This window comes from Mycobacterium sp. 852002-53434_SCH5985345 (genome assembly GCF_001667155.1).
Lineage (GTDB): Bacteria > Actinomycetota > Actinomycetes > Mycobacteriales > Mycobacteriaceae > Mycobacterium.
Genome location: NZ_LZIE01000097.1, coordinates 123,049 through 143,904 on the forward strand (window position 1 = coordinate 123,049; position 20,856 = coordinate 143,904).

Annotated in this window: 22 protein-coding genes; 14 read left to right on the forward strand and 8 right to left on the reverse strand. The window is 63.8% G+C overall.

What is annotated here, in order from left to right; genetic code table 11:
• The first annotated feature begins 102 nt into the window (after nt 1-102).
• Genes A5756_RS24770 through A5756_RS24805 form a run of 8 tightly spaced genes read left to right on the forward strand, consistent with a single transcriptional unit; the run spans nt 103 to nt 6,831 of the window.
• Nucleotides 103-1,275 (forward strand): cytochrome P450, encoded by a 1,173-nt coding sequence (locus A5756_RS24770; protein ID WP_066958698.1) that lies wholly within the window; start codon nt 103-105, stop codon nt 1,273-1,275.
• Nucleotides 1,275-2,456 (forward strand): acyl-CoA dehydrogenase family protein, encoded by a 1,182-nt coding sequence (locus tag A5756_RS24775; RefSeq protein WP_066958554.1) that lies wholly within the window; start codon nt 1,275-1,277, stop codon nt 2,454-2,456. The genes A5756_RS24770 and A5756_RS24775 overlap by 1 nt, the downstream gene beginning before the upstream one ends.
• 17 nt (nt 2,457-2,473) lie before the next feature.
• Complete coding sequence (locus A5756_RS24780; RefSeq protein ID WP_066958556.1) at nt 2,474-3,025, forward strand: MaoC family dehydratase N-terminal domain-containing protein; 552 nt, start codon at nt 2,474-2,476, stop codon at nt 3,023-3,025.
• The gene (locus tag A5756_RS24785; protein ID WP_066958558.1) at nt 3,025-3,438 is read left to right on the forward strand and encodes a Zn-ribbon domain-containing OB-fold protein; all 414 of its coding nucleotides are present in this window, start codon (nt 3,025-3,027) and stop codon (nt 3,436-3,438) included. Before A5756_RS24780 ends, A5756_RS24785 begins: the two co-directional genes overlap by 1 nt.
• An 18-nt stretch (nt 3,439-3,456) precedes the next feature.
• Nucleotides 3,457-4,569 (forward strand): acyl-CoA dehydrogenase family protein, encoded by a 1,113-nt coding sequence (locus A5756_RS24790; RefSeq protein ID WP_066958559.1) that lies wholly within the window; start codon nt 3,457-3,459, stop codon nt 4,567-4,569.
• Entirely contained in the window at nt 4,566-5,018 is a 453-nt protein-coding gene (locus tag A5756_RS24795) for a MaoC family dehydratase (protein ID WP_066958562.1), read from the forward strand. Before A5756_RS24790 ends, A5756_RS24795 begins: the two co-directional genes overlap by 4 nt.
• Nucleotides 5,015-6,184, forward strand: coding sequence for a lipid-transfer protein (locus A5756_RS24800; protein ID WP_066958565.1), 1,170 nt, complete (start codon nt 5,015-5,017; stop codon nt 6,182-6,184). The genes A5756_RS24795 and A5756_RS24800 overlap by 4 nt, the downstream gene beginning before the upstream one ends.
• A gap of 44 nt (nt 6,185-6,228) precedes the next feature.
• Nucleotides 6,229-6,831 carry a TetR/AcrR family transcriptional regulator gene (locus tag A5756_RS24805; RefSeq protein WP_066958567.1) on the forward strand — a complete coding sequence of 201 codons (603 nt, stop codon included), beginning with the start codon at nt 6,229-6,231 and terminating at the stop codon, nt 6,829-6,831.
• A 10-nt stretch (nt 6,832-6,841) separates the two neighbouring features.
• On the opposite strand, the gene A5756_RS24810 is transcribed toward A5756_RS24805, so the two are convergent.
• Genes A5756_RS24810 through A5756_RS24820 form a run of 3 tightly spaced genes read right to left on the reverse strand, consistent with a single transcriptional unit; the run spans nt 6,842 to nt 9,878 of the window.
• Nucleotides 6,842-8,053, reverse strand: coding sequence for a cytochrome P450 (locus A5756_RS24810; protein WP_232001826.1), 1,212 nt, complete (start codon nt 8,051-8,053; stop codon nt 6,842-6,844).
• Nucleotides 8,050-9,303, reverse strand: coding sequence for a CaiB/BaiF CoA-transferase family protein (locus tag A5756_RS24815; RefSeq protein ID WP_066958569.1), 1,254 nt, complete (start codon nt 9,301-9,303; stop codon nt 8,050-8,052). The genes A5756_RS24810 and A5756_RS24815 overlap by 4 nt, the downstream gene beginning before the upstream one ends.
• Before the next feature lie 44 nt (nt 9,304-9,347).
• Nucleotides 9,348-9,878, reverse strand: a complete 531-nt coding sequence (locus tag A5756_RS24820; RefSeq protein ID WP_066958702.1) for a nuclear transport factor 2 family protein — start codon at nt 9,876-9,878, stop codon at nt 9,348-9,350.
• A 127-nt stretch (nt 9,879-10,005) separates the two neighbouring features.
• Between A5756_RS24820 and A5756_RS24825 the strand changes: the two genes are divergently transcribed.
• From A5756_RS24825 to A5756_RS24835, 3 genes are all read left to right on the forward strand, one after another.
• Nucleotides 10,006-11,619 (forward strand): class I adenylate-forming enzyme family protein, encoded by a 1,614-nt coding sequence (locus tag A5756_RS24825; protein ID WP_066958704.1) that lies wholly within the window; start codon nt 10,006-10,008, stop codon nt 11,617-11,619.
• Nucleotides 11,620-11,708: 89 nt separating this feature from the next.
• Nucleotides 11,709-12,485 carry an SDR family oxidoreductase gene (locus tag A5756_RS24830; RefSeq protein WP_066958571.1) on the forward strand — a complete coding sequence of 259 codons (777 nt, stop codon included), beginning with the start codon at nt 11,709-11,711 and terminating at the stop codon, nt 12,483-12,485.
• 15 nt (nt 12,486-12,500) lie between these two features.
• On the forward strand, nt 12,501-13,304 hold the full coding sequence (locus A5756_RS24835; RefSeq protein WP_066958573.1) for an SDR family NAD(P)-dependent oxidoreductase: 804 nt from the start codon (nt 12,501-12,503) through the stop codon (nt 13,302-13,304).
• Nucleotides 13,305-13,358: 54 nt separating this feature from the next.
• Here A5756_RS24835 and A5756_RS24840 read toward each other — a convergent pair whose 3' ends face one another.
• Nucleotides 13,359-13,793, reverse strand: coding sequence for a hypothetical protein (locus tag A5756_RS24840; RefSeq protein ID WP_066958575.1), 435 nt, complete (start codon nt 13,791-13,793; stop codon nt 13,359-13,361).
• A 79-nt stretch (nt 13,794-13,872) separates the two neighbouring features.
• On the opposite strand from A5756_RS24840, the gene A5756_RS24845 reads away from it, so the two are divergent.
• A complete protein-coding gene (locus tag A5756_RS24845) occupies nt 13,873-14,661 on the forward strand; it encodes an SDR family NAD(P)-dependent oxidoreductase (protein WP_066958578.1) in 789 nt (262 codons plus the stop codon).
• Nucleotides 14,662-14,731: 70 nt separating this feature from the next.
• Nucleotides 14,732-15,766, forward strand: a complete 1,035-nt coding sequence (locus A5756_RS24850; protein WP_082959025.1) for a dihydrodipicolinate reductase — start codon at nt 14,732-14,734, stop codon at nt 15,764-15,766.
• Here the strand turns inward: A5756_RS24850 and A5756_RS24855 are convergent.
• The gene (locus A5756_RS24855; protein WP_066958580.1) at nt 15,763-16,545 is read right to left on the reverse strand and encodes an SDR family NAD(P)-dependent oxidoreductase; all 783 of its coding nucleotides are present in this window, start codon (nt 16,543-16,545) and stop codon (nt 15,763-15,765) included. The genes A5756_RS24850 and A5756_RS24855 overlap by 4 nt on opposite strands.
• Nucleotides 16,546-16,625: 80 nt before the next feature.
• Between A5756_RS24855 and A5756_RS24860 the strand changes: the two genes are divergently transcribed.
• On the forward strand, nt 16,626-17,447 hold the full coding sequence (locus A5756_RS24860) for a mycofactocin-coupled SDR family oxidoreductase (RefSeq protein WP_066958582.1): 822 nt from the start codon (nt 16,626-16,628) through the stop codon (nt 17,445-17,447).
• On the opposite strand, the gene A5756_RS24865 is transcribed toward A5756_RS24860, so the two are convergent.
• Genes A5756_RS24865 through A5756_RS24875 form a run of 3 tightly spaced genes read right to left on the reverse strand, consistent with a single transcriptional unit; the run spans nt 17,444 to nt 20,847 of the window.
• A complete protein-coding gene (locus A5756_RS24865) occupies nt 17,444-18,541 on the reverse strand; it encodes a dihydrodipicolinate reductase (RefSeq protein ID WP_197505826.1) in 1,098 nt (365 codons plus the stop codon). The genes A5756_RS24860 and A5756_RS24865 overlap by 4 nt on opposite strands.
• Nucleotides 18,542-18,584: 43 nt before the next feature.
• Nucleotides 18,585-19,649, reverse strand: coding sequence for a spirocyclase AveC family protein (locus tag A5756_RS24870; protein ID WP_066958585.1), 1,065 nt, complete (start codon nt 19,647-19,649; stop codon nt 18,585-18,587).
• Nucleotide 19,650: 1 nt separating this feature from the next.
• Complete coding sequence (locus A5756_RS24875; protein ID WP_066958587.1) at nt 19,651-20,847, reverse strand: cytochrome P450; 1,197 nt, start codon at nt 20,845-20,847, stop codon at nt 19,651-19,653.
• Between the last annotated feature and the right edge of the window lie 9 nt (nt 20,848-20,856).

Sequence of the window (20,856 nt, forward strand, 5' to 3'; positions counted from 1 at the left end):
GCATTACCGGACATATCCGAATTAACTGTCCGATCCCCCGTGTGTCGAGGAAGGCCAGCAGTGCCCACTGACTCCACCTCCAGACCGACGTCCACGTTGCCACTGCACTCTCCGGACTACTACGCCGGCGATCCGTACCCGGGCTATCGCGAACTGCGCAATAGCACGCCGGTGGTCTGGAACGACGTCACCAAGTTCTGGGCCCTGACGAAGTACGAGGACATCCGCCACGTCTCCGGCCACCCGATGACCTTCACGTCGACGAAGGGCATCTCGATCCCGGATCCCGCGATGCCCAGCCCGGTGCAGGAGGGGAACCTGATCTTCACCGATCCGCCACGGCACCGGCAGCTGCGCAAGCTGATCAACTCTGGTTTCACCCGGCGGCAAGTCAGTTTGCTGGAACCCAAGGTGCGTGAGATCGTCAAGGGCATTCTCGACGATGTCGACCCATCACAGGACTATGAGTTCGCCGAGCAGATTGCCGCGCCGCTGCCGACCCGGATGATTGCGGAGATGCTCGGCGCACCGCCCGAGGACTGGGAGCGGTTCCGCACATGGTCGGACGCGGCGGTGGGTACCGCCGATCCCGATATCGAGATGGACAACCTGGTCGCACTCGGCGAGCTGTACGAGTACTTCACCAAACTGATCGACGCGCGGCGCTCTGGCAAGGTCACCGGGCAGGACGACCTGCTGTCCATTTTGGCAGCGGCCGAGGTGGACGGCGAGCGCCTCACCGATGCGGACCTACTCAACTTCTCCTTTCTGCTGCTGGTGGCGGGCAACGAGACGACACGCAACCTCATCGCGCTGGGCACACTGGCGCTGGTGGACCATCCCGATCAGTTCGCGCTGCTTCGCTCGAAGCCCGAGCTTCTGCCGCTGGCAGTCGAAGAGATGCTGCGGTTCACCAGCCCGGTGACCCACATGGCACGCGAAGCCACCGAGGACGTCGAGATCCGTGGCCAACAGATCAAGGCGGGTGAAACGGTGGTCATGCTCTACGGGGCGGCTAACCGCGACGAGGAGATCTTCGGCCCAACCAGCGAGGAATTCGATATCACCCGGAACCCCAATCCCCACATAGCATTCGGCGCCGGCGAACACGCGTGTCTCGGCGCGCAACTGGCACGGCTGGAGGCGAGGGTGATGTTCGAGGTGTTGCTGGGCGCCTATCCGAGCATCGAACTGACCGGCGATGTGACGCGGCTGCGCGCCACGATGGTGCCGGGCGTCAAGCGCATGCCGGTACGGATGGGAGCGGGCGTCTGATGGATTTCGACTACACCCCCGAACAGGAACAGCTTCGCAAGGACTACCGGAAGCGCCTTGAGAAGGTGATGACGCCCGAGAGACGCGCCGCAGTCACCGGACAGATGGAGGGCGGCGCCGCAGTCACCGAGGCGCGCCGCGCGCTCGGCGAGGCCGGGTTGCTCGGCGTCGCATGGCCGGTCGAGTACGGCGGCAGCGGACTGACTGCGCTCGAGCAGTACATCTTCGGCGAGGAGGCGCGGCGGGTGCATGCACCTCTGCCGTTTGTCACCCTCAACACTGTCGGTCCTACTCTCATCCAGTACGGAACCGAGGAGCAGAAGCGTAAGTTCCTTCCCGCGATCCTCAATGGCTCCGTCGACTTCGCGATCGGCTACTCGGAGCCGGGGGCCGGTAGTGATCTGGCCTCATTGCGGACCAGCGCCGTGCGTGACGGCGACGAGTTCGTGATCAACGGCTCCAAGATGTTCACCAGCGGCGCGGAGTTCGCCGACTACATCTGGCTGGCCGCCCGCACCGATCCAGAAGCCAAGAAGCACAAGGGCATCACGGTATTCATCGTGCCCACCGACTCCCCGGGCTTCTCCTGGAAACCACTGCGCACTATGCCTGGCGTCTCGACCTACTACACCTTCTACGACGATGTGCGCGTACCCGAGAGCGCCATCGTCCTCGGCGAGAACCAGGGCTGGAAGCTGGTCACCAATCAGCTGAATCTCGAGCGTGCGGCACTGGGCAATCTCGGTGCGCTGGAGCCACTGTTCGCCAAGACGCTGGAGTGGGCCAAGACGACTGAGCTCGACGACGGGTTCGTCATCGACCAGCCGTGGGTGCAACAGGCATTGGCGCGAGTGGAGGCACAGGTCGCGGCCTACCGGCTGCTCAACTTACAGGTGAACACCAACATGAGCTCCGGTGCGCTCGGCATGGGCGAGGCGTCGGCCGCAAAGGTTTTCGGTACCGAGCTCACCCAGCAGGTGGCCCGCGAGCTGCTCGACGTTGTGGGCCAGGCGGGCCTGCGCAAGGAGGCGTCGGCTCCCCTCGAGGGCGAGCTGGAGAGTGCCTACCGATTCGCCGTCATCAACACATTCGGCGGCGGCGCCAACGAACTGCAGCGCGACATCATCGCCATGGCCGGCCTCGGGATGCCGCGCGCACCCCGCGACATGCGAGCCTCCTGAAAGGAGTGTCGACACCTATGACCGAATTGACCAAAGACGAACTGCGCCAGCACCTCGACGCGTTGATCGGCACACCCACCGACGGGGTCGGCAGACCCGCTCACGCGCCAGATCCGGTGAACACCGCAATGATCCGGCACTGGGCGCACGCGTTGGACGACATGAACCCGGCGTACCTCGATGAGGAGTTCGCGCAGAACTCTCGATACGGCGGCTTGGTCTCGTCGCCGGTGATGCTGCAGAGCTGGACGATGCCACCGCCGAAACTGGCGGGGATTCTCGAGCGCGGCGGTGTGCCGATCGAGATCAAGAGCAACCCGCTGCAGTTCCTGTCCGACGCCGGCTACACCGGCATCATCGCGACGAACTCCGAGTTCGAGATCGAACGCTATCCCCGGGTCGGAGACCAGATCACCGCCGAGACGGTCTTTGACTCGATCTCTGACGAAAAGGAGACCGCGATGGGCAACGGCTTCTTCGTCACCTGGGTGACCACCTACCGCGATCAAGACGGCGACATCATCGGACGTCAGTGGTTCCGCACCCTGCGATTCAAGACGGGAAGCTGATGGCCAGCAGACTCGCCCCTTCCATCAGCCCGGACACCGAATTCTTCTGGTCGGGCTTGAAAGACAACGAACTTCGCATCCAGCGCTGCGCAAACTGCCAGACGTTACGTGTTCCGCCACGGCCGATGTGCGGCAAGTGCCAGTCACTGAAATGGAACTACGTCGTGGCGTCGGGTCGCGGCACGGTGTACAGCTTCGTGATGCCGCACTATCCGCCACTGCCATTCCTGCAGTACCCGTACGTTGTGGCGCTCATCGAGCTCGACGAGGGCGTACGCGTCGTCTCGAACCTCTGCGGCATCGAACCCGCCGCCATCGAGGTCGGGATGCCCGTCGAGGTCTTTTACGAGACCTTCGAAGCCTTGCCGAGCGGCGACGAGTTGGTGCTGCACCAATTCCGGCCGGCCGGCTGACCGAAGGCGGTTGGACTAATGGATTTCACTTTCACCGAGGAACAAGAGACCGTCGGTAAAGTGGCGCGTCAGCTGTTCGAGCACCGCGCCACGCCCGAGCATCTGACCGAACTGGAGTCCGGCGACGTGCGCTACGACGCGGGACTGTGGAACGAACTCGCGGCCGCCGACCTACTCGGCATCGCACTACCCGAATCCGCGGGCGGGAGCTGCGGCGGATTCCTGGAATTGGGCGTGCTGCTCAGCGAGGTCGGATTCAGTGTCGCGCCCGTACCTGTCTACGCCACACTCGTTCTGGGCGCGGACACCATTGCGCGACACGGTGATTCCGCTTTGCAGCAAAGGTATCTACCCGGCGTGGTCGACGGCAGCACGATCCTCACCGCGGCGCTCGTCGAGCCGGGCAACTCCTCTCCGACCGCACCGCGTACCACCGCACGACTCGACGGCGACACGTGGCGGCTCGACGGTGAGAAGGAGCTGGTGCCCGCGGCGCAACTTGCATCGGCCGTAATTGTGTCGGCCCAGACCGAGGACGGTCCGGGGCTATTCATCGTCGACACCGGAACCGATAGCGTGAGAATCACACCGGTCCCCACCACCAACGGTGAACCCCACGCCGATATCGGTTTGACCGGCGCGACCGGCCAACGGCTCACCGAGCATGACGACGGGGACATCGTCGACTCGCTCTACACCCGGGCCCTCGTCGGCCTGTGCGCGATCCAAATCGGCGTTGTGGAAAGGGCTTTGAAACTAGCGGCCGCGTACACCAGCGAGCGTGAACAGTTCGGCCGCCCCATTGGATCCTTCCAGGCCGTCCAGCAGCGCCTCGCCGACGCTTTCATTGACGTCGAAGCCATCCGGTGGACCACATGGCACGCGGCATGGTTGATCGCCCAAGGACGACCGGCCAATCGGGAGGCCGCCATCGCCAAGTTCTGGGCCGCCGAGGCAGGCGCCCGGGTCGCCGCCTCGGCCCAGCAGGTGCACGGCGGCATGGGAATCGACATCACCTACCCGTTATTCCGTTATTTCCTTTGGGCCAAACAGAACGAACTCGCACTCGGCTCGGCCTCGCAGCAACTGGCCCGGCTCGGCAACGCATACCCGGAAGGAAGCGGCAAATGACCTCCACCATCAGGCGCACCACGACTCTGGCGTGGAACACCATCAATGTCGGTGACGAGGTCACACCGATGGACGTGCCCGTGACCACCACGCTGATCGTCGCCGGCGCCATCGCCTCGCGTGACTACATGCCGGTGCACCATGATCGCGACTTCGCCAATTCCCAAGGCTCCAAGGACATCTTCCTCAACATCCTGACCACCAACGGGCTATGCGTGAAGTTTTTGCACGACTGGGCCGGACCGGAGGCGATGGTCAAAAGGCTGTCCATTCGCCTCGGTGTGCCCGCCTACCCGAACGATCCGCTGCACTTCGAAGGCAGCGTCACCGACAAGTCGCCGGCCAACGGCGAGGGCTTGGTCGAGGTCACCTTCACGGGCACCAACAGCCTCGGTACCCATGTCTCCGGCACGGCGAAGCTGAGCCTGCTCGACGGGGTCGATGTATGAGCGGCGGCATCGGCGGGAAAACGGCCCTCGCCGGTATCGGCCAGACCGAGTTCTCCAAGGCGTCCGGTCGCACCGAAATGCAGCTCGCCTGCGAGGCAGTCAAGACGGCGATCGACGATGCCGGCCTGCGGCCCCGCGATATCGACGGCATGGTGACGTTCACCGTCGACGAGAACGAGGAGATCGAAGTCGCCCGCAACGTCGGCATCGAGAACCTCACGTTCTTCACCAGGGTGCCGCACGGCGGCGGAGCGGCGGCGGGCACCGTGATGCAAGCTGCCATGGCCGTCGCGACCGGCGCAGCCGAGGCGGTGGTGTGCTACCGAGCGTTCAACGAGCGCTCCGGCTTCCGGTTCGGCGGCGCTGGACGCCAACCCGGTGTGACCCCGTTGTGGATGGCTCCCTACGCGCCATTCGCGTTCATCACGCCGGCCGCATGGGTCGCCTTGCACGCTCAGCGGTACATGTCGACCTACGGGGTCACCAACGCCGATTTCGGCAAAATCTCCGTCATCGATCGCAAACACGCCGCCAACAATCCGGATGCCTGGTTTTTTGGCAAGCCGATATCCCTTGAGCAGCACCAGGAGTCACGCTGGATCATCGAACCGGTGCTGCGCCTGCTGGATTGCTGCCAGGAAAGTGACGGCGGCGTCGCGATGGTGGTGACCAGCGTCGAGCGGGCGCGGGATCTGCCCAAGCCGCCCGCCGTCATCACCGCGGCCGCCCAAGGCGCGGCCTACGACGGCGAGGTGATGACGAGTTACTACCGCGAAGAGATTACCGGGCTACCCGAAATGGGGGTGGTCGGCAACAAGCTGTGGCGTGACTCCGGACTGAAACCGAATGACATATCGACGGCGTTCCTCTACGACCACTTCACTCCGTTTGTGTTCACCCAACTCGAGGAACTCGGATTTTGCGGGCGGGGCGAGGCCAAAGATTTCGTATCGATCGACGAGCTTTCACTGGGCGGGCGGATGCCGATCAACACCAACGGCGGCCTGCTGGGCGAGGCCTACATCCACGGGATGAACGGGATCACGGAGGGAGTGCGACAGGTACGCGGCACGTCCCACAACCAGGTCGATCACGTCGAACACGTGCTGGTCACCTCGGGCACCGGCGTCCCGACCAGCGGACTGATCCTCGCGCCCGACAGGTGAGCCGCAGCACCGCTACTCTCAGAGGCAGCTAGAAAGGGGCCTCCATGACGCAGGCAACCGCGACCGACACCCGCGCTGCCATCATCGCGGCGGCCTTCGCGTGCTTTCGGACCCAGAGCCTGGCGAAGACGACCATCGTCGATATCGCGCGGGCCGCCGATGTGTCCCGCAGCACTTTCTACGAATACTTCCGGGACAAGGAGACAATCGTCGAGGCCTGCGCCGAGGCGGCTTCGCAGCGGTTCTACCGCAACATGGCCAAGGCGATCGACCGTCGCGGCGGTAGCACCCTGGAGGGTCGGCTCGTGGAGGCCGCCGTGTTCGTCACCCAGGCACGCAGGGTCGTCGAGCCGGAGGCGTACTTCGACGAGGCGGAAGTCAGCCTGATGATGACGAAGAACGCGGCCATGCTTCTGAAGGAATGCACGGAATTCCTGGCGCCCTACGTATCCGCCGCCAGGCTCACCGGCGAGGTCCGAAATGATCTCGACATCCCCACTGCGACCGAATGGTTCGCACGGATCCTGTTCTCGCTGTTCACGACTCCGTCGCCAACGATCGACATGCGTGACGACGACGCGGTCGCCGAATTCGTGAGGACCTATGTCGTCAATGGGTTCGTCGACGGCCACGGGCGACGGCGCTAAACGTCTGGCCCTAGCCAACCCTGCGCACCGGAACATTTGACCAGCCACAGACATTCGCCATTGCCACGCGCTGCAGCCCGTCGCGGTCGACTTCGTACTCGGGAAGCAGGTCCAACAGCGCGTCAAGTGCGATGCGGCTCTCCATGCGGGCCAGTGCCGCACCGAGGCAACTGTGTATGCCGTAGCCGAACGCGAGGTTGAAGCCCATCTTGCGCTCTCGATCGATGTCCAACCGGTCGGGATCATCGAACATTCGCTCGTCACGTGTCGCCGAACCCGTGACTAGTATGACCGCACCGCCGGCCGGGATCGTTGTCCCGTAATACGTCACGTCGCGCGTGGCGGTCCGAACCTGATATTGCGAGGGAGCCTCGTAGCGCAGCAGCTCCTCCACCGCGGCGGGGATCTTGCTTCGGTCGTCGCGAAGCTTGCGCCACTGGTCGGGAAAGTCTGCGAAAGCGACCATCGCGTTGCCTACCAGTTTGGTGACCGTTTCGGCGCCCGCCCCGCCGAGCATGGTTGCGAAGCCGGTGATGTCGACGTCGGTCAGCTTCTCCACCACGCCGTCACGTTCGATCTCCGTCTCGATCAAACGGCTGATCATATCGTCTTCGGGGTGGGCCCGACGCTGCTGCACCAGGTCGTAGTAATACAGGCCCGTGTTCACCGACGCCTGGTATCCCCGCTTGGTGGTGGCGATCTCGCCGGGATGGCGCTCTAGAAGCAAATCCAGCCAGACGCGGATCTGATCGCGGTCCTGCTTCGGCACGCCGAGCATCGCCGTGATGACCTCGTTGGGGAACAGGGCCGAGAAGTCGGCGACGACGTCGAAGGCGGCGGGATTCAACGCCTCGATGCGCTCATAAACCTTGTCGCGCACCATGTCTTCCAACGCGGAAATCGCCCGCGGAGTGAACACATTGCTGACCAGCCTGCGCATCTTCTGGTGCTCGGGTGGGTCCATGGAGATGATCACCTTGGGCACCGGGATGGCGTCGTCATGGGCCTTGACCATGTCCAGTGTCGCACCCTTGGCCGATGAAAACGTTTCGTGGTCTTTCGTCGCGGGTGCTACATCCTCGTACCGGGTGAGCGCCCAGAAATCCCACTTCGCGCTGTAGTAGATGGGCGCCTCGTCGCGAAGCCGTCGATAGGTGTCATAAGCCCCGTTGAAGAATTCGGTTGAGAACGGGTCGAATTCGACGGAGATCGCTGAGCTCACACGATCGCCCCGGATTCCTTGTACTTCGTGATCATGTCCCAGTCGATGCCGGCATCCATCAGCACTTCCTCGGTGTGCTGGCCGTGCTCGGGTGCGCCTGGCGGGATGACCGCCTGTTCGTCGAATTGAACGGGGTTGACGGGCAGTGAGAATGGCACGCCGTTGACTGTTCGGGTGTGTGCGACGTAGCCGTTCGCGACGACGGCGGGATCCTGACAAAGCTCGGCCGGCGTCTGCACGATTCCCCAGGCCCCCGAGAGCACCGCCAGAGCCTCGCGCCATTCGGCCAGCGTGCGCTTGGCAAACGCCTCGTCGAGCAGCGCGACCAGACTGACTCGGTTCTCGAACCGCGATGCGGGATCGGCGAATCGCGGATCGTCCACCAACTCGGGAAGGCCGATAACCCGCATCGCCTCGGCGTAGAACTTGTCGAGCTGCAGCATCATCAGCTGCACGTAACGACCGTCTTTCGTCCGGTAGGTCGCCACCAGCGGGTTGGGTGAATCGGCGTGCCCGTATTTGGGAATGGCGCTACCACCATGTATTTGGCTCACCGCGACGTCGGGGCTGAGGTTCCATGCGGCCAACCCGAGAAGGGAAACGTCGACCACCGAGCCTTTCCCGGTCGTTGCCTTTTTGTAGAGCGCTGCGGCGATCCCTCCCGCGATCGTCATCCCTCCGAGCAGGTCGCCGAACGCAGGTCGCGAGCGCACCAACTCATCGGCATCCTCGGTGAGAACAGTGGCGATTCCCCCCCGCGCCCAGTAGGACACACCGTCATAGCCAGGCTTGTCGGCATCTGGCCCCTTCGGCCCGTGTCCCGATCCCCGCACATAAACGATGCTCGGGTTGGCCGCTCTGATGTCCTCGACGTCGATGCCGAGCTTCTTGCGACGCTCCGGCAGGTAACTGGTCAAGAACACATCGCTGGTTCTGGCCAGTTCGCGCACCACTTCCTGGCCGCCCGGCGTGCTCAGATCCACCCCGATGGATTTCTTTCCCCGGTTCGGGATTTCGATCATGTAGTTGATCGAGCCGCCGCCCGCGTCGACGATCCCCATCGTGACCAGGCCGCGCTGCGGATCACCGCCGTCACGCGGCTCGACCTTTATGACTTCTGCGCCCCATTCTGCGAGTACCGCGCCGGCCGAGGGCACGAACGTCCACGCGGCGACCTCCAGCACACGAACTCCGCGGAGCACCTTGTCGTCGTCGGAAATGACGCCCTCCCACCTTGAGATAACTGTCATTTACGTAAATGAGAATGTCACTTTCGCTTTGCATTGTAAACGGGCTACGGCCGGCGCGAGAGCCGCCCGGGTTGCTCGGGATCTCCGTGCTCCCAGAACGCTCGCCAACTCGGCATCCGCTGCGGCATGGCCGCGCGAAGCGGTACGTCCGTCGGCCACCGGATGAACTCCGGCCCGGGCCGTTCGGTCACGTCCACGGAGTACCACGGATGCTCACGCCTCTTGACGAAGTACCACCGACCGTCACGTCGTTCGTACACGTCGTCGTAGCGCATCGTGATCACGTACCACCCGTCGCCGTCCTCGTGCTCCGCGCGACAGTACACCGATCCCGTCGCATGATCAGCGTCGATGAAGTCGAACTCGTGCCCGCAGATCAGGTGGATGCTGCGGTAAAACCGCCGCAGAACCCGGTCATACCAGCGCTGCAACGCATTCCGGCCGCGACCCTGCGTGCCCGCGTCGACATCGTCGACGAAAAGCGCCACCAACGCGTCCACGTCGCGGGCGTCCAGCGCCATGGCATAGCGGCTCGGCAGCTGACTGATCGCCAAACTGGACTCGATCCGATCCAGACGGTCCGGCGCCATGGTTTGCAGTGTAGTTCGACAATGGCATTCCCGAGAACCGGTGTTCTCGTTTGACGAAAAGGGAACTATCCTGTTGAGGCCCAATGAACATCCCACGAGGATCCCGACCACCATGCCCTTCCCGACCATCATCCCCACGATCCCGCGACTGGTGAGATCGTGCGCGGCGAGTTTCGGCGACAAGCCGTTCCTCATCGCCGACGGGCAGGTGCTGACGTACGCCGATCTCGAAATGCGATCGTCGCGATTGGCGATGACGCTGCTCGCCGAGGGCATCGGAAAGGGCGACCACGTCGGGATTCTGATGCCCAACAGCGTGGAATGGGCGCTCGCCTGGTTCGCGGCCACCCGGATCGGTGCCGTCGCTGTTCCACTCAACACGTTCTACAAGGCGTCCGAATTGGCCTGGACGGCCCGTCACGCCGACCTGAAAGCGGTCTTGGCATGGTCGGCCTTTCGCAACCACGATTTCGTCGAGCGGCTCGAGGAGGCGTTACCGGGTCTCGCGCAACAGCGTGAACCGGGCCGCATCCTCCTGCGCAAGATACCTTTTCTGCGCACGATCGGGGTGTGGGGACCGTGTGATCGGTCCTGGGCGACGGCATTCGAAGACAAGGAACTACCGGCGGGCATCGATGCCGATTTCCTTCTCGATGTCGAGTCCTGCGTAACCCCCGCCGACGAGGCGATGATCATTTACACCTCGGGCAGCACCGGTGACCCCAAGGCCCCTGTGCACACCCAGGGCACGTTGGTTCGCCACAGTTATAACCTGACCGCCCAATACGGCGTCATCGCCGACACCGTCTTGTTCACCGCGATGCCGTTCTTCTGGGTGGGAGGGTTGATCACCGGATTGCTGGCCGTGATTCATCATGGCGCCACGCTTGTCACTCAGCCGGCGTTCGATGCAGCCGAGGCGTTGGCATTGATGGAGCGGTACCGCGCGACCACCGTGCTGGGTTGGCCACAGCAGGGCAAGTCGTTGTCCGAGCACCCCGATTTCGCCCGGCGCGACCTGAGTTCGGTGCAGCGGACCAGCCTGCCCGCGATGGTGCCGCCGGATCGGCGACCGAAGGGACCGAGTGCCCTTGGCATGACCGAACTGTGCGGAAATCACCTCGGAGTCGATCCGTATCCGCCGCAGCCTCCCGATCGCGCCGAGACCGGAGGCTTCTCGATCGAGGGTCTCAGCCACATCCTCGTCGATCCCGAGACCGGTGTACCGGTCCCGATCGGGACGAGTGGTGAGATCTGGGTTCGCGGCTACTCGTTGATGCAGCGCCTCTACAAGCGTGAGCGCGAGGACGTGTTCACCGCGAACGGGTACTACCGGACCGGTGATTGCGGAGTCGAGTATGACGACGGCTGGATCAAATTCACCGGCCGGTTGGGCGATCTGATCAAGACGGGTGGCGGAACCAACGTCACACCGAGCGAAGTGGAACTGGCACTTGCCGACTGCGAGGGCGTGCTCGAAGCGTATGTGGTCGGCGTCGAGAGCCCCGAGGACGGAACCGTGGTCGCGGCGGCGGTGGTGCCGCGGGGTGATTCGACGCTAGACGGCGAGTCATTGCGGATGCAACTGAGAGGCCGACTCTCGGCATACAAGGTGCCGAAGTTGATCTGGGTTACGTCAAAGCAGAATCTTCCGTTCACCGCGACCGGAAAGATCAAGAAGGTGGAGCTGGCGCAGCAGCTCAGCGGATTACTGGTGCGCAGCTGAGCGTCAATTGGTTCCAACCGCCCCTGTAGGAGAATCCGCATTCTCACATGCGAGAATTGCCTCGACCACGGCCACCAAGGGAGCGATTCATGAGCGACCGGAACTCCAGCATTGCAGGGGCACGGATGCTGGTCATCGGGGCATCCTCGGGCATCGGACAGGCATTGGCCGTTGCCGCCCATTCCCGGGGCGCCAGCGTGGCGCTCGCCGCGCGGCGGCTGGACCGCCTCGCGGAACTGGCCGGCCAACTGCACGGATCGGCGCACGAGCTCGACGTGTCCAACCCCCGCGCCATCGAATCCGTCGTCGGTGACGTTGTGGCCAAATTCGGCAAGCTCGATGCGGTCGTTTTCACCAGCGCCGTGGTGCCGTTCGCCCTGATCGAAGAGACTGAGGTGGAGACTTGGCTGCATGCGTACGCCGTCAATGCCGTCGGCGCCTCCCACGTACTGCGCGCGGTACTTCCGCATTTGGCCGACGACGCCGTGGTCATCGTCGCGTCGAGCCACGACGTCGGGCGGCCTCGCGCAGGTGTGGCTGCCTACCACGCGAGCAAGGCGGCGCTCGACGAGATCCTGCGGTCGTGGCGAGCCGAGCATCCCGATGTCGCCGTGATCCGGGTCAGTGTCGGCCCCACTTGTGACACCGAGATCCTCCGCGGAGCCGATCGCGACCTGCTGGCCCACTTATACCGGGCCTGGGCGCACGAAGGGCAGATTCCCGACGAGATGTCCACGGTCGAAGACGTGGCCAACGCCATGCTTTCCCTCATCGCCATTTCACGCGCCTACCCCACGGTGATCAGCGAGATAGTGCACCTCGCCCCCCGAATCATCAAGCGCCAGCCGGCTCTGACCGACAGCTGATGGAAAGGAGCACGAATGGACCTGGGCTTCAACGGGGCAACGGCGGTGGTCACCGGGGGCAGCAAGGGCATGGGGCTGGCGATCGCCGAGAGTCTCGGGGCAGAAGGCGCTTCGGTGGCGATCATGGCACGCGGCCCGGCTGCGTTGGACTCGGCCGCAAGGAAAATTCGCCGTGCCGGTGCTCCCGAAGTTCTGACGATCAGCGTCGACATGTCGGATGCCGAGTCGATCACAGCGGCATTCAATTCGATCAGCCTTGCCTGGGACTGCCTGAATGTGTTGGTGCACACCGTCGGCCCGAATGCGGGTGCGTTCGAAGATCTCGACGACGACGACTGGCACGCTGCATTCGATCTCGGTACGCTCTCCGCGGTGCGCTCGGTGCGGGCCGCACTGCCGATGTTGCGGTCGGCCGATTGGGCCCGCATCGTCACGCTCTCGGCGCACTCGATTCAGCGCCAGAGCGCTCGCCTGGTCGCCTACACGGCCACCAAATCGGCGCTGTCGAGCTTCACCAAGAACCTATCTAAAAGCCTTGGCGCCGAGGGCATACTGGTCAACTGTGTGTGCCCCGGCACTATCGTGACCGCCAGTTTCACCGAGATCCTGCGCGATGCGCTCGCCGCAGAAGGTCTGGACTCCTCAGATCCAAAGCATGTCATGACGTGGGTCGAAAGGACCTACGGTCATCCAAGTGACATCGGGCGCGCTGGCTTGCCCGAAGAAGTTGCTTCAGTCACTGCGTATCTGGCCTCGCGGCGGAATGGCTACGTAACGGGGGCCACCGTCAACGTCGACGGCGGATCAGACTTCATCTGACTCTCGGTAAGCGCTTCTCAGTTGACCGTTGAGCGTTAAGTGGCCACTCGGCAGTCAGGTCGAAGGGCCGTCCGGCAGGTTGGTCTCCAGCAGCGTCAAAGGGATTCCGAACAGCGGTTGAAATTTCACTTCGGTGACCTCGAAGCCGTCGCCCTCGACATGCTGGCGAAAATCGGCGGTGGCACCGTACCGCCTCGCGCTGTGCTCGGCCGCATCGCAGTCGGCGGTTCGCACGACCACGGAGAACAGTCCGTCACCGTTACGGGCGAGGAAGTCGGCCGCGCTACCCGCGTCGGTCGGCGCGTCGGCCAGGGGTGATATCAGTTCGAACCCGCGATCCCAATCGAGCCTGATGGCAAGACGCAGCTCCTCGTGGTCGAACGCGTGGAAGCAGAACCCGATAGCGGTCAGGTAATCGGTAGCCTGGTCGAGACGTTCGAGCCCGATTGCAAACACCACGTGGTGCAGCAGCGCGGTTGGCTGAGTCATGCCGGTACTCTAAGCCGTTTTCGAAAGCCAAATTCTCATTTTTCGGGAATTATAATTCTCGCTCGGGTAGGTTCCCAATGTGGCGCTGGAACAGTTCGAATTAGACGGGCAGGTGGCGATCGTGACCGGCGCCGGGCGTGGCGTCGGTGAAGGGATTGCCAAAGTGCTCGCCGAGGCGGGCGCGACGGTGGTCGGGACGGCACGTACGTCGTCCGAAATCGAGTCGACGATCAAGGACATCAAGGCCGCGGGCGGCAACGGACTCGCGGTGACGGCGGACGCACTGGTCCGCGCGGACAGCGAGCGCGCGGTGCAAACCGCTATCGACGAGTTCGGCCGAATCGACATCCTGGTGAACAATGTCGGCTTCGCGACCTACGGCCCGTTCCTCAGCCTTGGCGATGACGACCTTCGCAACACCTTCGACTACTGCGTCACGTCGGCGTTCATCATGAGCCAACTCGTCGTCCCGCACATGCTTGCACTGGGCCGGGGTTCCATCGTCAACATCTCCTCGGGGGCAGGGCGGTTCGGCATTCGCGGACTATTGCCCTACTGCGTAGCCAAAGGCGGCCTCGAGGCACTCACCAGAGCGATGGCACAGGAACTCGCGCCCAAGATCCGGGTTAACGCCATCGCCCTGGGTGCGTTCATGACGACAGGGCTGCAATCGAGTTTCGACCTGCTCCCGGGGTCCGAGGAGAAGTTGAAGCAGCTCACTCCCCTGCACCGCATCGGCGATGTCGCCGACCTCGGCCGACTGACGCTGTATCTGTCGACACGCGACTGTTACGCCACCAACTCGGTGTTCGTCGTCGACGGGGGCCTGCAGGGTCCGAACTCGGAACTGCCCATTCCCGATCTGTGATCGAATGCGAGTAGGAGCAATGGCCATGACCACCAAGCCTTTACGCGTTGCCGTCATCTCCACCGGTTGGATCAGCAGCCTGGCGATACGCGCTATCGTGCGGCGCCGGCACCTCGAGCTGGTCGGGGTGTGGGTGCACAGCGCGGAAAAGACCGGTCGCGACGTCGGCGAGATCGTCGCATCAGGCAAGATTGGCATTACCACCACCAACAATCTCGACGACATCATCGCGTTAAGACCCGATTGCGTCGTATACGGTGCAGCCAGCGCCGAGATGGATGCGGCCGCGGTGCGCGACTACGTGCGCCTGCTCGGCGGCGGGCTCAACGTCGTCACGACCAACACGCCCGGAATGATGTTTCCCGACAGATGGATTCCCGAGCTCGCCAGCCAGGTGCGCGAGGCGGCCTTATCGGGCGGGGTGACCATCTACACCTCGGGTATCGAGCCGGGCTTCGCCGGTGACCAGTTCGCGGTGTTACTGACAACGTTGTCGAACACAATCCGGTCTATTCGCGCGCAGGAGATCTTCGACTACTCGGCTTATCCGAATCAGGACCTGATGGTCACCGCCATGGGATTCGGCAAGCCGCTCGACTTCACTCCGCTGCTTGAACTCGAGGGTGCCCAGCAGTTCGCCTGGGGGCCACCCATCGGCTTGGTCGCCAAGGCGCTCGGGGTCGAGCTCGACGAGGTCACCGAGTCCTACGAACGCGTGATCACCCCGCGTGATCTCCACGTAGCGTGCGGGATCATTCCCGCCGGGACGGTAGGCGCCGTCCGCGCTGAAACCACCGGCGTGGTCAACGGTCGGCCGGTGATAACCATCGAACACATCAACCGCATGGCTCCCGACCTGGCGCCGGAGTGGGCGACAGCACCCAACGGCACATACCGCCTCATCATCGACGGCCAACCTCATATGCAGTGCGACCTAAGGCTCGGCACCGAGGACACGCCGGAGTCGGCCAACGACAACGCAATGGAGGCGACCGCCATGCGCGTCGTCAACGCCATTCCCTACGTCGTCGATGCCGCCCCGGGAATCGCGACTTCGCTGGATCTGCCGATCACCGCGCCGCGCAACGCCATCGACGTCGGCTAGACGGTGAACATGGGTCCGCGCGGTGCTCCGCGGACCTCGTTGCCGCCGTCGATGGCGAAGCTCTGCCCGGTCATCCAGCTGGATTCGGGTCCGGCCAAGTAGCGCACCCCCGGGGCGATGTCATCCGAAACCCCGAGCCGTCCCAACGGGACACGTTCGAGGAAGCTGCGCGTCAGCTCCTCGAGATGGATATAGCCCTGCGTGGTAGCAGCTTCGGTCAGCCCCGGCCGCACCGCATTGACGCGAATACCGCGCGACCCGAATTCCGATGCGGCGACTCGGATGAGCATCTCAAGCGCGGCCTTGCCCGCCGAATAGTGCCCGAGCCCCTCCATCGGGATCTTGGACGACGTCGACGAGATGAACACGATCGAGCCGCCGTCCATCATCAGCGGTACCGAATAGCGCATCGCGAGGAAGTTCGATCGGAGGTTACCCATAACGAAGTCGGTGAAGGTCGCGAGATCCTGTTCGACCAGTGGGCCCGTACCCCCGCTGGCCACGGTGCCGATCACGATGTTCAGCCGCTTCTTCACGTCGTAGGCCGACTGCGCAGCCTGTCTGACAGTGTTCTCGTCCTCCGGATCGCCTTCTTGTAGCACGATTTCAGCATTGGGCGCGACAGCGAGAATGCCCTCTTGGACGGCTTCGAGCCGGGACTGGGACCTGCCCAGCAGATACAGCGCGGCCCCATCGAGGGCCAATAGCTTTGCACTCGCTTGGGCTATCCCCCCCGATGCGCCGAGGATGAATGCGGTCTGACCGTCGAGCACACCCATGGGCCGGACGCTACCACTGATCGCAACATCGATTCTCGATAAACGTTAATGTTTATTCTCGTCTGGTGTAGCGTACGCGTGTGGCCGAGTTGACCGACCGGGTCGCCCTCATCACGGGCGCGGCGCGCGGCCAGGGGCGTGCCCACGCGCAGCGGCTCAGCGCCGATGGCGCCGATGTGATCCTGACCGACCTCGCGGGCCCGCTCCCGACGTGCGTCCCATACGATTCCGCAACGCCAGCGGACCTGGCTGCGACCGCGGATTTGGTCAAAGCCAACGGCCGACGGGCCGTCACCGCAATCGTTGACACACGCGACCACGATGGTATGTGCACGGCAGTTACGGAGGCTGTCGCAGAGCTCGGACGACTCGACGTCATCGTCGCCAATGCGGGCATCTGCGTGCCCGCACCATGGGATCAGGTCACGGCCCGCGACTTCCAAGACGTCGTTGACGTGAACCTGGTCGGGACGTGGAACACCGTCATGGCGGGTGCAGGGCACATCATCAACGGCGGCCGGGGCGGGTCGATCATTCTCATCGGCTCCGCTGCGGGGTTGACGATGGAGCCATTCATGATCGCCTATACCGCCAGCAAGCACGCAATCGTCGGACTCGCGCGCGCGTTCGCAGCCGAACTCGGTAAGCACAATATCCGGGTAAACAGTCTTCATCCGGGATCGGTCGCCACCCCGATGGGCACGGGTCGAATGCTGGAGGCGATGGCGGACGCCGCGAGCTCGAACCCCGCTCTGCACAACGGCTTTTCCAAACAGCTACTTCCCAACGCGGTCACGATGCCGGAAGACGTTGCCGGCGCAGTGGCATGGCTGGCATCCGACGAATCGCGGTACGTCACGGCTGCCGCCATTCCCGTCGACGTCGGCGTGACCGGAACCTAGGTGCGCGACTGCCGGCTCACGATCGAAGGTCCCGACAGCGGTTGAGCGATCACACCGGGCGCGGCGTCGACGACGTCCGGAATCGCGTTGACAGCGGCCATCGCCGTGACCGCGACGCCTGGGTTCACCCGGTCGGTTGCCGACTGCTCGAAATGCAACTCCACGCTCATACTCGGACTGCCGTGCAGGCGAAAGACCATTCCGCCCTCGCCCTCACGTGCGGGCTTCGGCCAGCGATCCGGCCACGGCGTGCTGCTGACTGTCGCGAAATATTGCACGGCGACAACCGGTCGCGTGCCGACCACGCCGGCCAGTTGCCAGCGGTGGGCACAAATCGTCCCCTCGGGAATGACACCCAGCGCGGTGTCGAGATCCGTCGGCGCAAGCAGCCTCTCCCAATCCAGTTCGATCCGGTCGAGCGCGAATCCGAGGATGTCAGCGATGTAGCGCACGACGGTTTCCCAGTCCTTGTTCACTTTTCCCGAGGCGATGCGAACCGGCACGTGACCGTCGGGCTTCCCGAAGCCCATCGACTCGTGCAGGACGTCCCAGATCGGATACGCCTTGTCCAGATCGAGCGCGTACTCGTCCATCCGATACGAGTCGACCCGACCTGCCCCAGCGAGTAGAGCGGTGGGGATGTTCAGGCTGATGAAACCCGGCTCACTGCCGGTCGCGTAGAAGGTTGAATTCCCTTTCCGCGCCGCGCTTTCCAGAGCCTCGCGCCATTCGGTGGGCGCCGCGGCCGGATAGACCAACGGGATGGTCGAGAAGGTCACCACGTTGATGCCCGCCTCGAGGTAGGTGACGATGTCTGCGATGACTTCCTGTTCGCGCCGGACCGCCGTCGCGCAGTACGCGACACAGTCCGGGGCCAGCGCCAAGACCTTTGATGTGTCGCCGGTTGCCGCTACACCGACATCCGCCGCCCCGCAGAGTTGGCCCGCATCCACCCCGACCTTCTCCGGTGTCGACACCTTGACGCCGACCAGTTCCAGCACGGGATCGTCGATGATTGCCCGCAACGCCTCGCGGCCGGTCAATCCCGTACCGATGTGGGCCACGCGGTAGTGGCGCTTAGCATCAGTTGCCAATGTTTCACTGCCCCTTTCAGTTCGGCGCTGGGCCTGGCGCGAATCACCTGTAGAACGGCCCCGGCTTGCCCGCGTTCTGCAGATGGCCGTACGGGTCATAGACCTTCACAGTCGGATAAGGGTTCTGGTCGTAGGCGGGCTCGGACACGCCCGCCGCCCGCAGGCCGGCGAGCACAGCCAGCGGCACCGCGAAAGTGACGAGACCCGCGGTCACCGAGATCAGCAACTGTCGGGTCAACGTCAGCTTCGGACGTCCTCGGCGTGGCGGCAACCATCGCGCGATGCGACTGATCAGCACCAGTTCGTCATCCTCGTCGCGAACGCACATCACCGCGACCATCGCGAAGATGAACGAGTCGTACACCGCCATGATCAGCGGGAAATGGACATGCCCGACGCGCAGCACGGGGCCGACCGCTTCCGTGTAGAAAAAGATGCCGCACCTCATCCAGGTGAACTGCACCAGGCCGTTGATCGGAATTGCCACGGTGGCCGCACCGAGGAAAACCGCGACAAGCCGATGGTGCGCAAGCCAACTCGTGCGCGGGATCAACGGTGCGACGAAGCGGTTGTGCAGTTTCAAGATCGCGAGTCCGGTGAGCAGATAGTAGGCGGCGTAACCGCCCAGGAACGCCAACGCCGGTTCAAGATCCGGCGAAATGTTGACATACGGCCAGGTCAGCGGGAAATGCAACATGCGCGGATCGAAGATCGCGAAGGTTGCCCAGTTGGCGAGCGGATCGAGCGCACCAGTGATCAACCCGGCGAAGGCGATCACGACCGCCCAGTGCACCTTGCGTTGTCTATAGGAGAGCCCTACCAGAGTGGCGATCAAGCCGACCGCCATCGGAATCGAGCTGATGGACACGGCGAGTGGCCAGTTGTCGAAGCCGAGGAACGGCGGATAGGGCGCAGGATCCGGATGCGGATTCGTCCTGGTCGGGTCACCGTGCAGACCGGTTTGGATCGTCGCGATGGTGATGACCGCAAAGACCAGGTAGGCGACGATGAACAGCCCCCAGCCAGCTCGTGCCGGCCATCGCGAGAACCGAGGCCTGGCCACGTCGGTGGCGCGAGAGTCGGGGCTGCTGTCAACAGTGTTCGTCATGTCAGACCCGCACCGGCAGGTTCGCCCAGCCGCGAACGCTGGTGGTGTGCGCACGCTTGGCGTTGTCGTAGTCGACTTCCCAGTCGGGCCACCTGGTGAGCACTTCCTCAAGCGCGATGCGTGCCTGAACGCGCGCCAGCGCAGCACCCAGGCAGAAGTGGATGCCGTGCCCGAAGGACAGATGTGCCGCCCGCCGGTGGATGTCGAATCGATCGGCGTCGGCGAACTGGCGTTCATCGCGGTTCGCGGATCCGTTGAGTAGTAACATCACCGACCCTTCGGGAACCGTCTGCCCATAATGTTCGACGTCACGGGCGACATGGCGCGCCTGCACGGGTGACGGGGCCTCGTAGCGCAGCACTTCCTCGACCGCCCCGGCAATGAGGCTGAAATCCGCTGCGAGCTCCCGGCGCCGGTCGGGGTGATCTGACAACAGCTGCCCGGCGAAGCCGATCAACCTCGTCGTGGTCTCGTTGCCGGCGCCCACGACGGTGCCCGTGTAGGTCAGCACCTCTGCACGTGTCAACCGCCTGCGGCTACCGTCCGGTTCCTCGACCTCGGCGTTGACCAGTTCGGTCATCAGATCATCGGAGGGGTGGTCGTAGCGCCAGTCGATGAACTCCTGCAGCATCGACCCCTGACGCGTCAGCATGTCATCGGCCACCTGGGCGAGCCCGCCGTCTTTCAATTCGAGGAGCCGGTCGGTGTGCCGCCGGATCGCGACCTGCCTGTCCTCAGGTATGCCCAGCAGGAATCCGATCGTGCGCATCGGCATCCAGGCGCCGAGGTCGGCGATGAAGTCGAATGTGTCGGCGTCCGCGAGGGGCTCCAGCGCGCGCCGGCAAAACTCCCTGGCCAGCGGTTCGATTGCCGCCATCCGCCGCGGCGTGAACACCCCTGACAGCAATCGCCGGTGCAAATCGTGAATCGGCGGGTCCTCGAACAGGATGATCCCGGGTGGCACCTCGACCCCGCTGAGGATGATTTCGATGGTCGTGCCTTTACCGGACCGGTAGTCATTCCAATTCACCAGCTCGCGCGCGACATCTGCGTGTCTGCTCAACGCGTAAAAGCCGTACTTGTCGTTGTGGTAGAGCGGTGCGACGTCACGCAGCTGTTTCCACACGGGATACGGGTCGTCATCGATCTCGAAGTCGAACGGGTCGTAGTACGGGTCAACCTTCACCCTGTATGTCACAGGATGAGA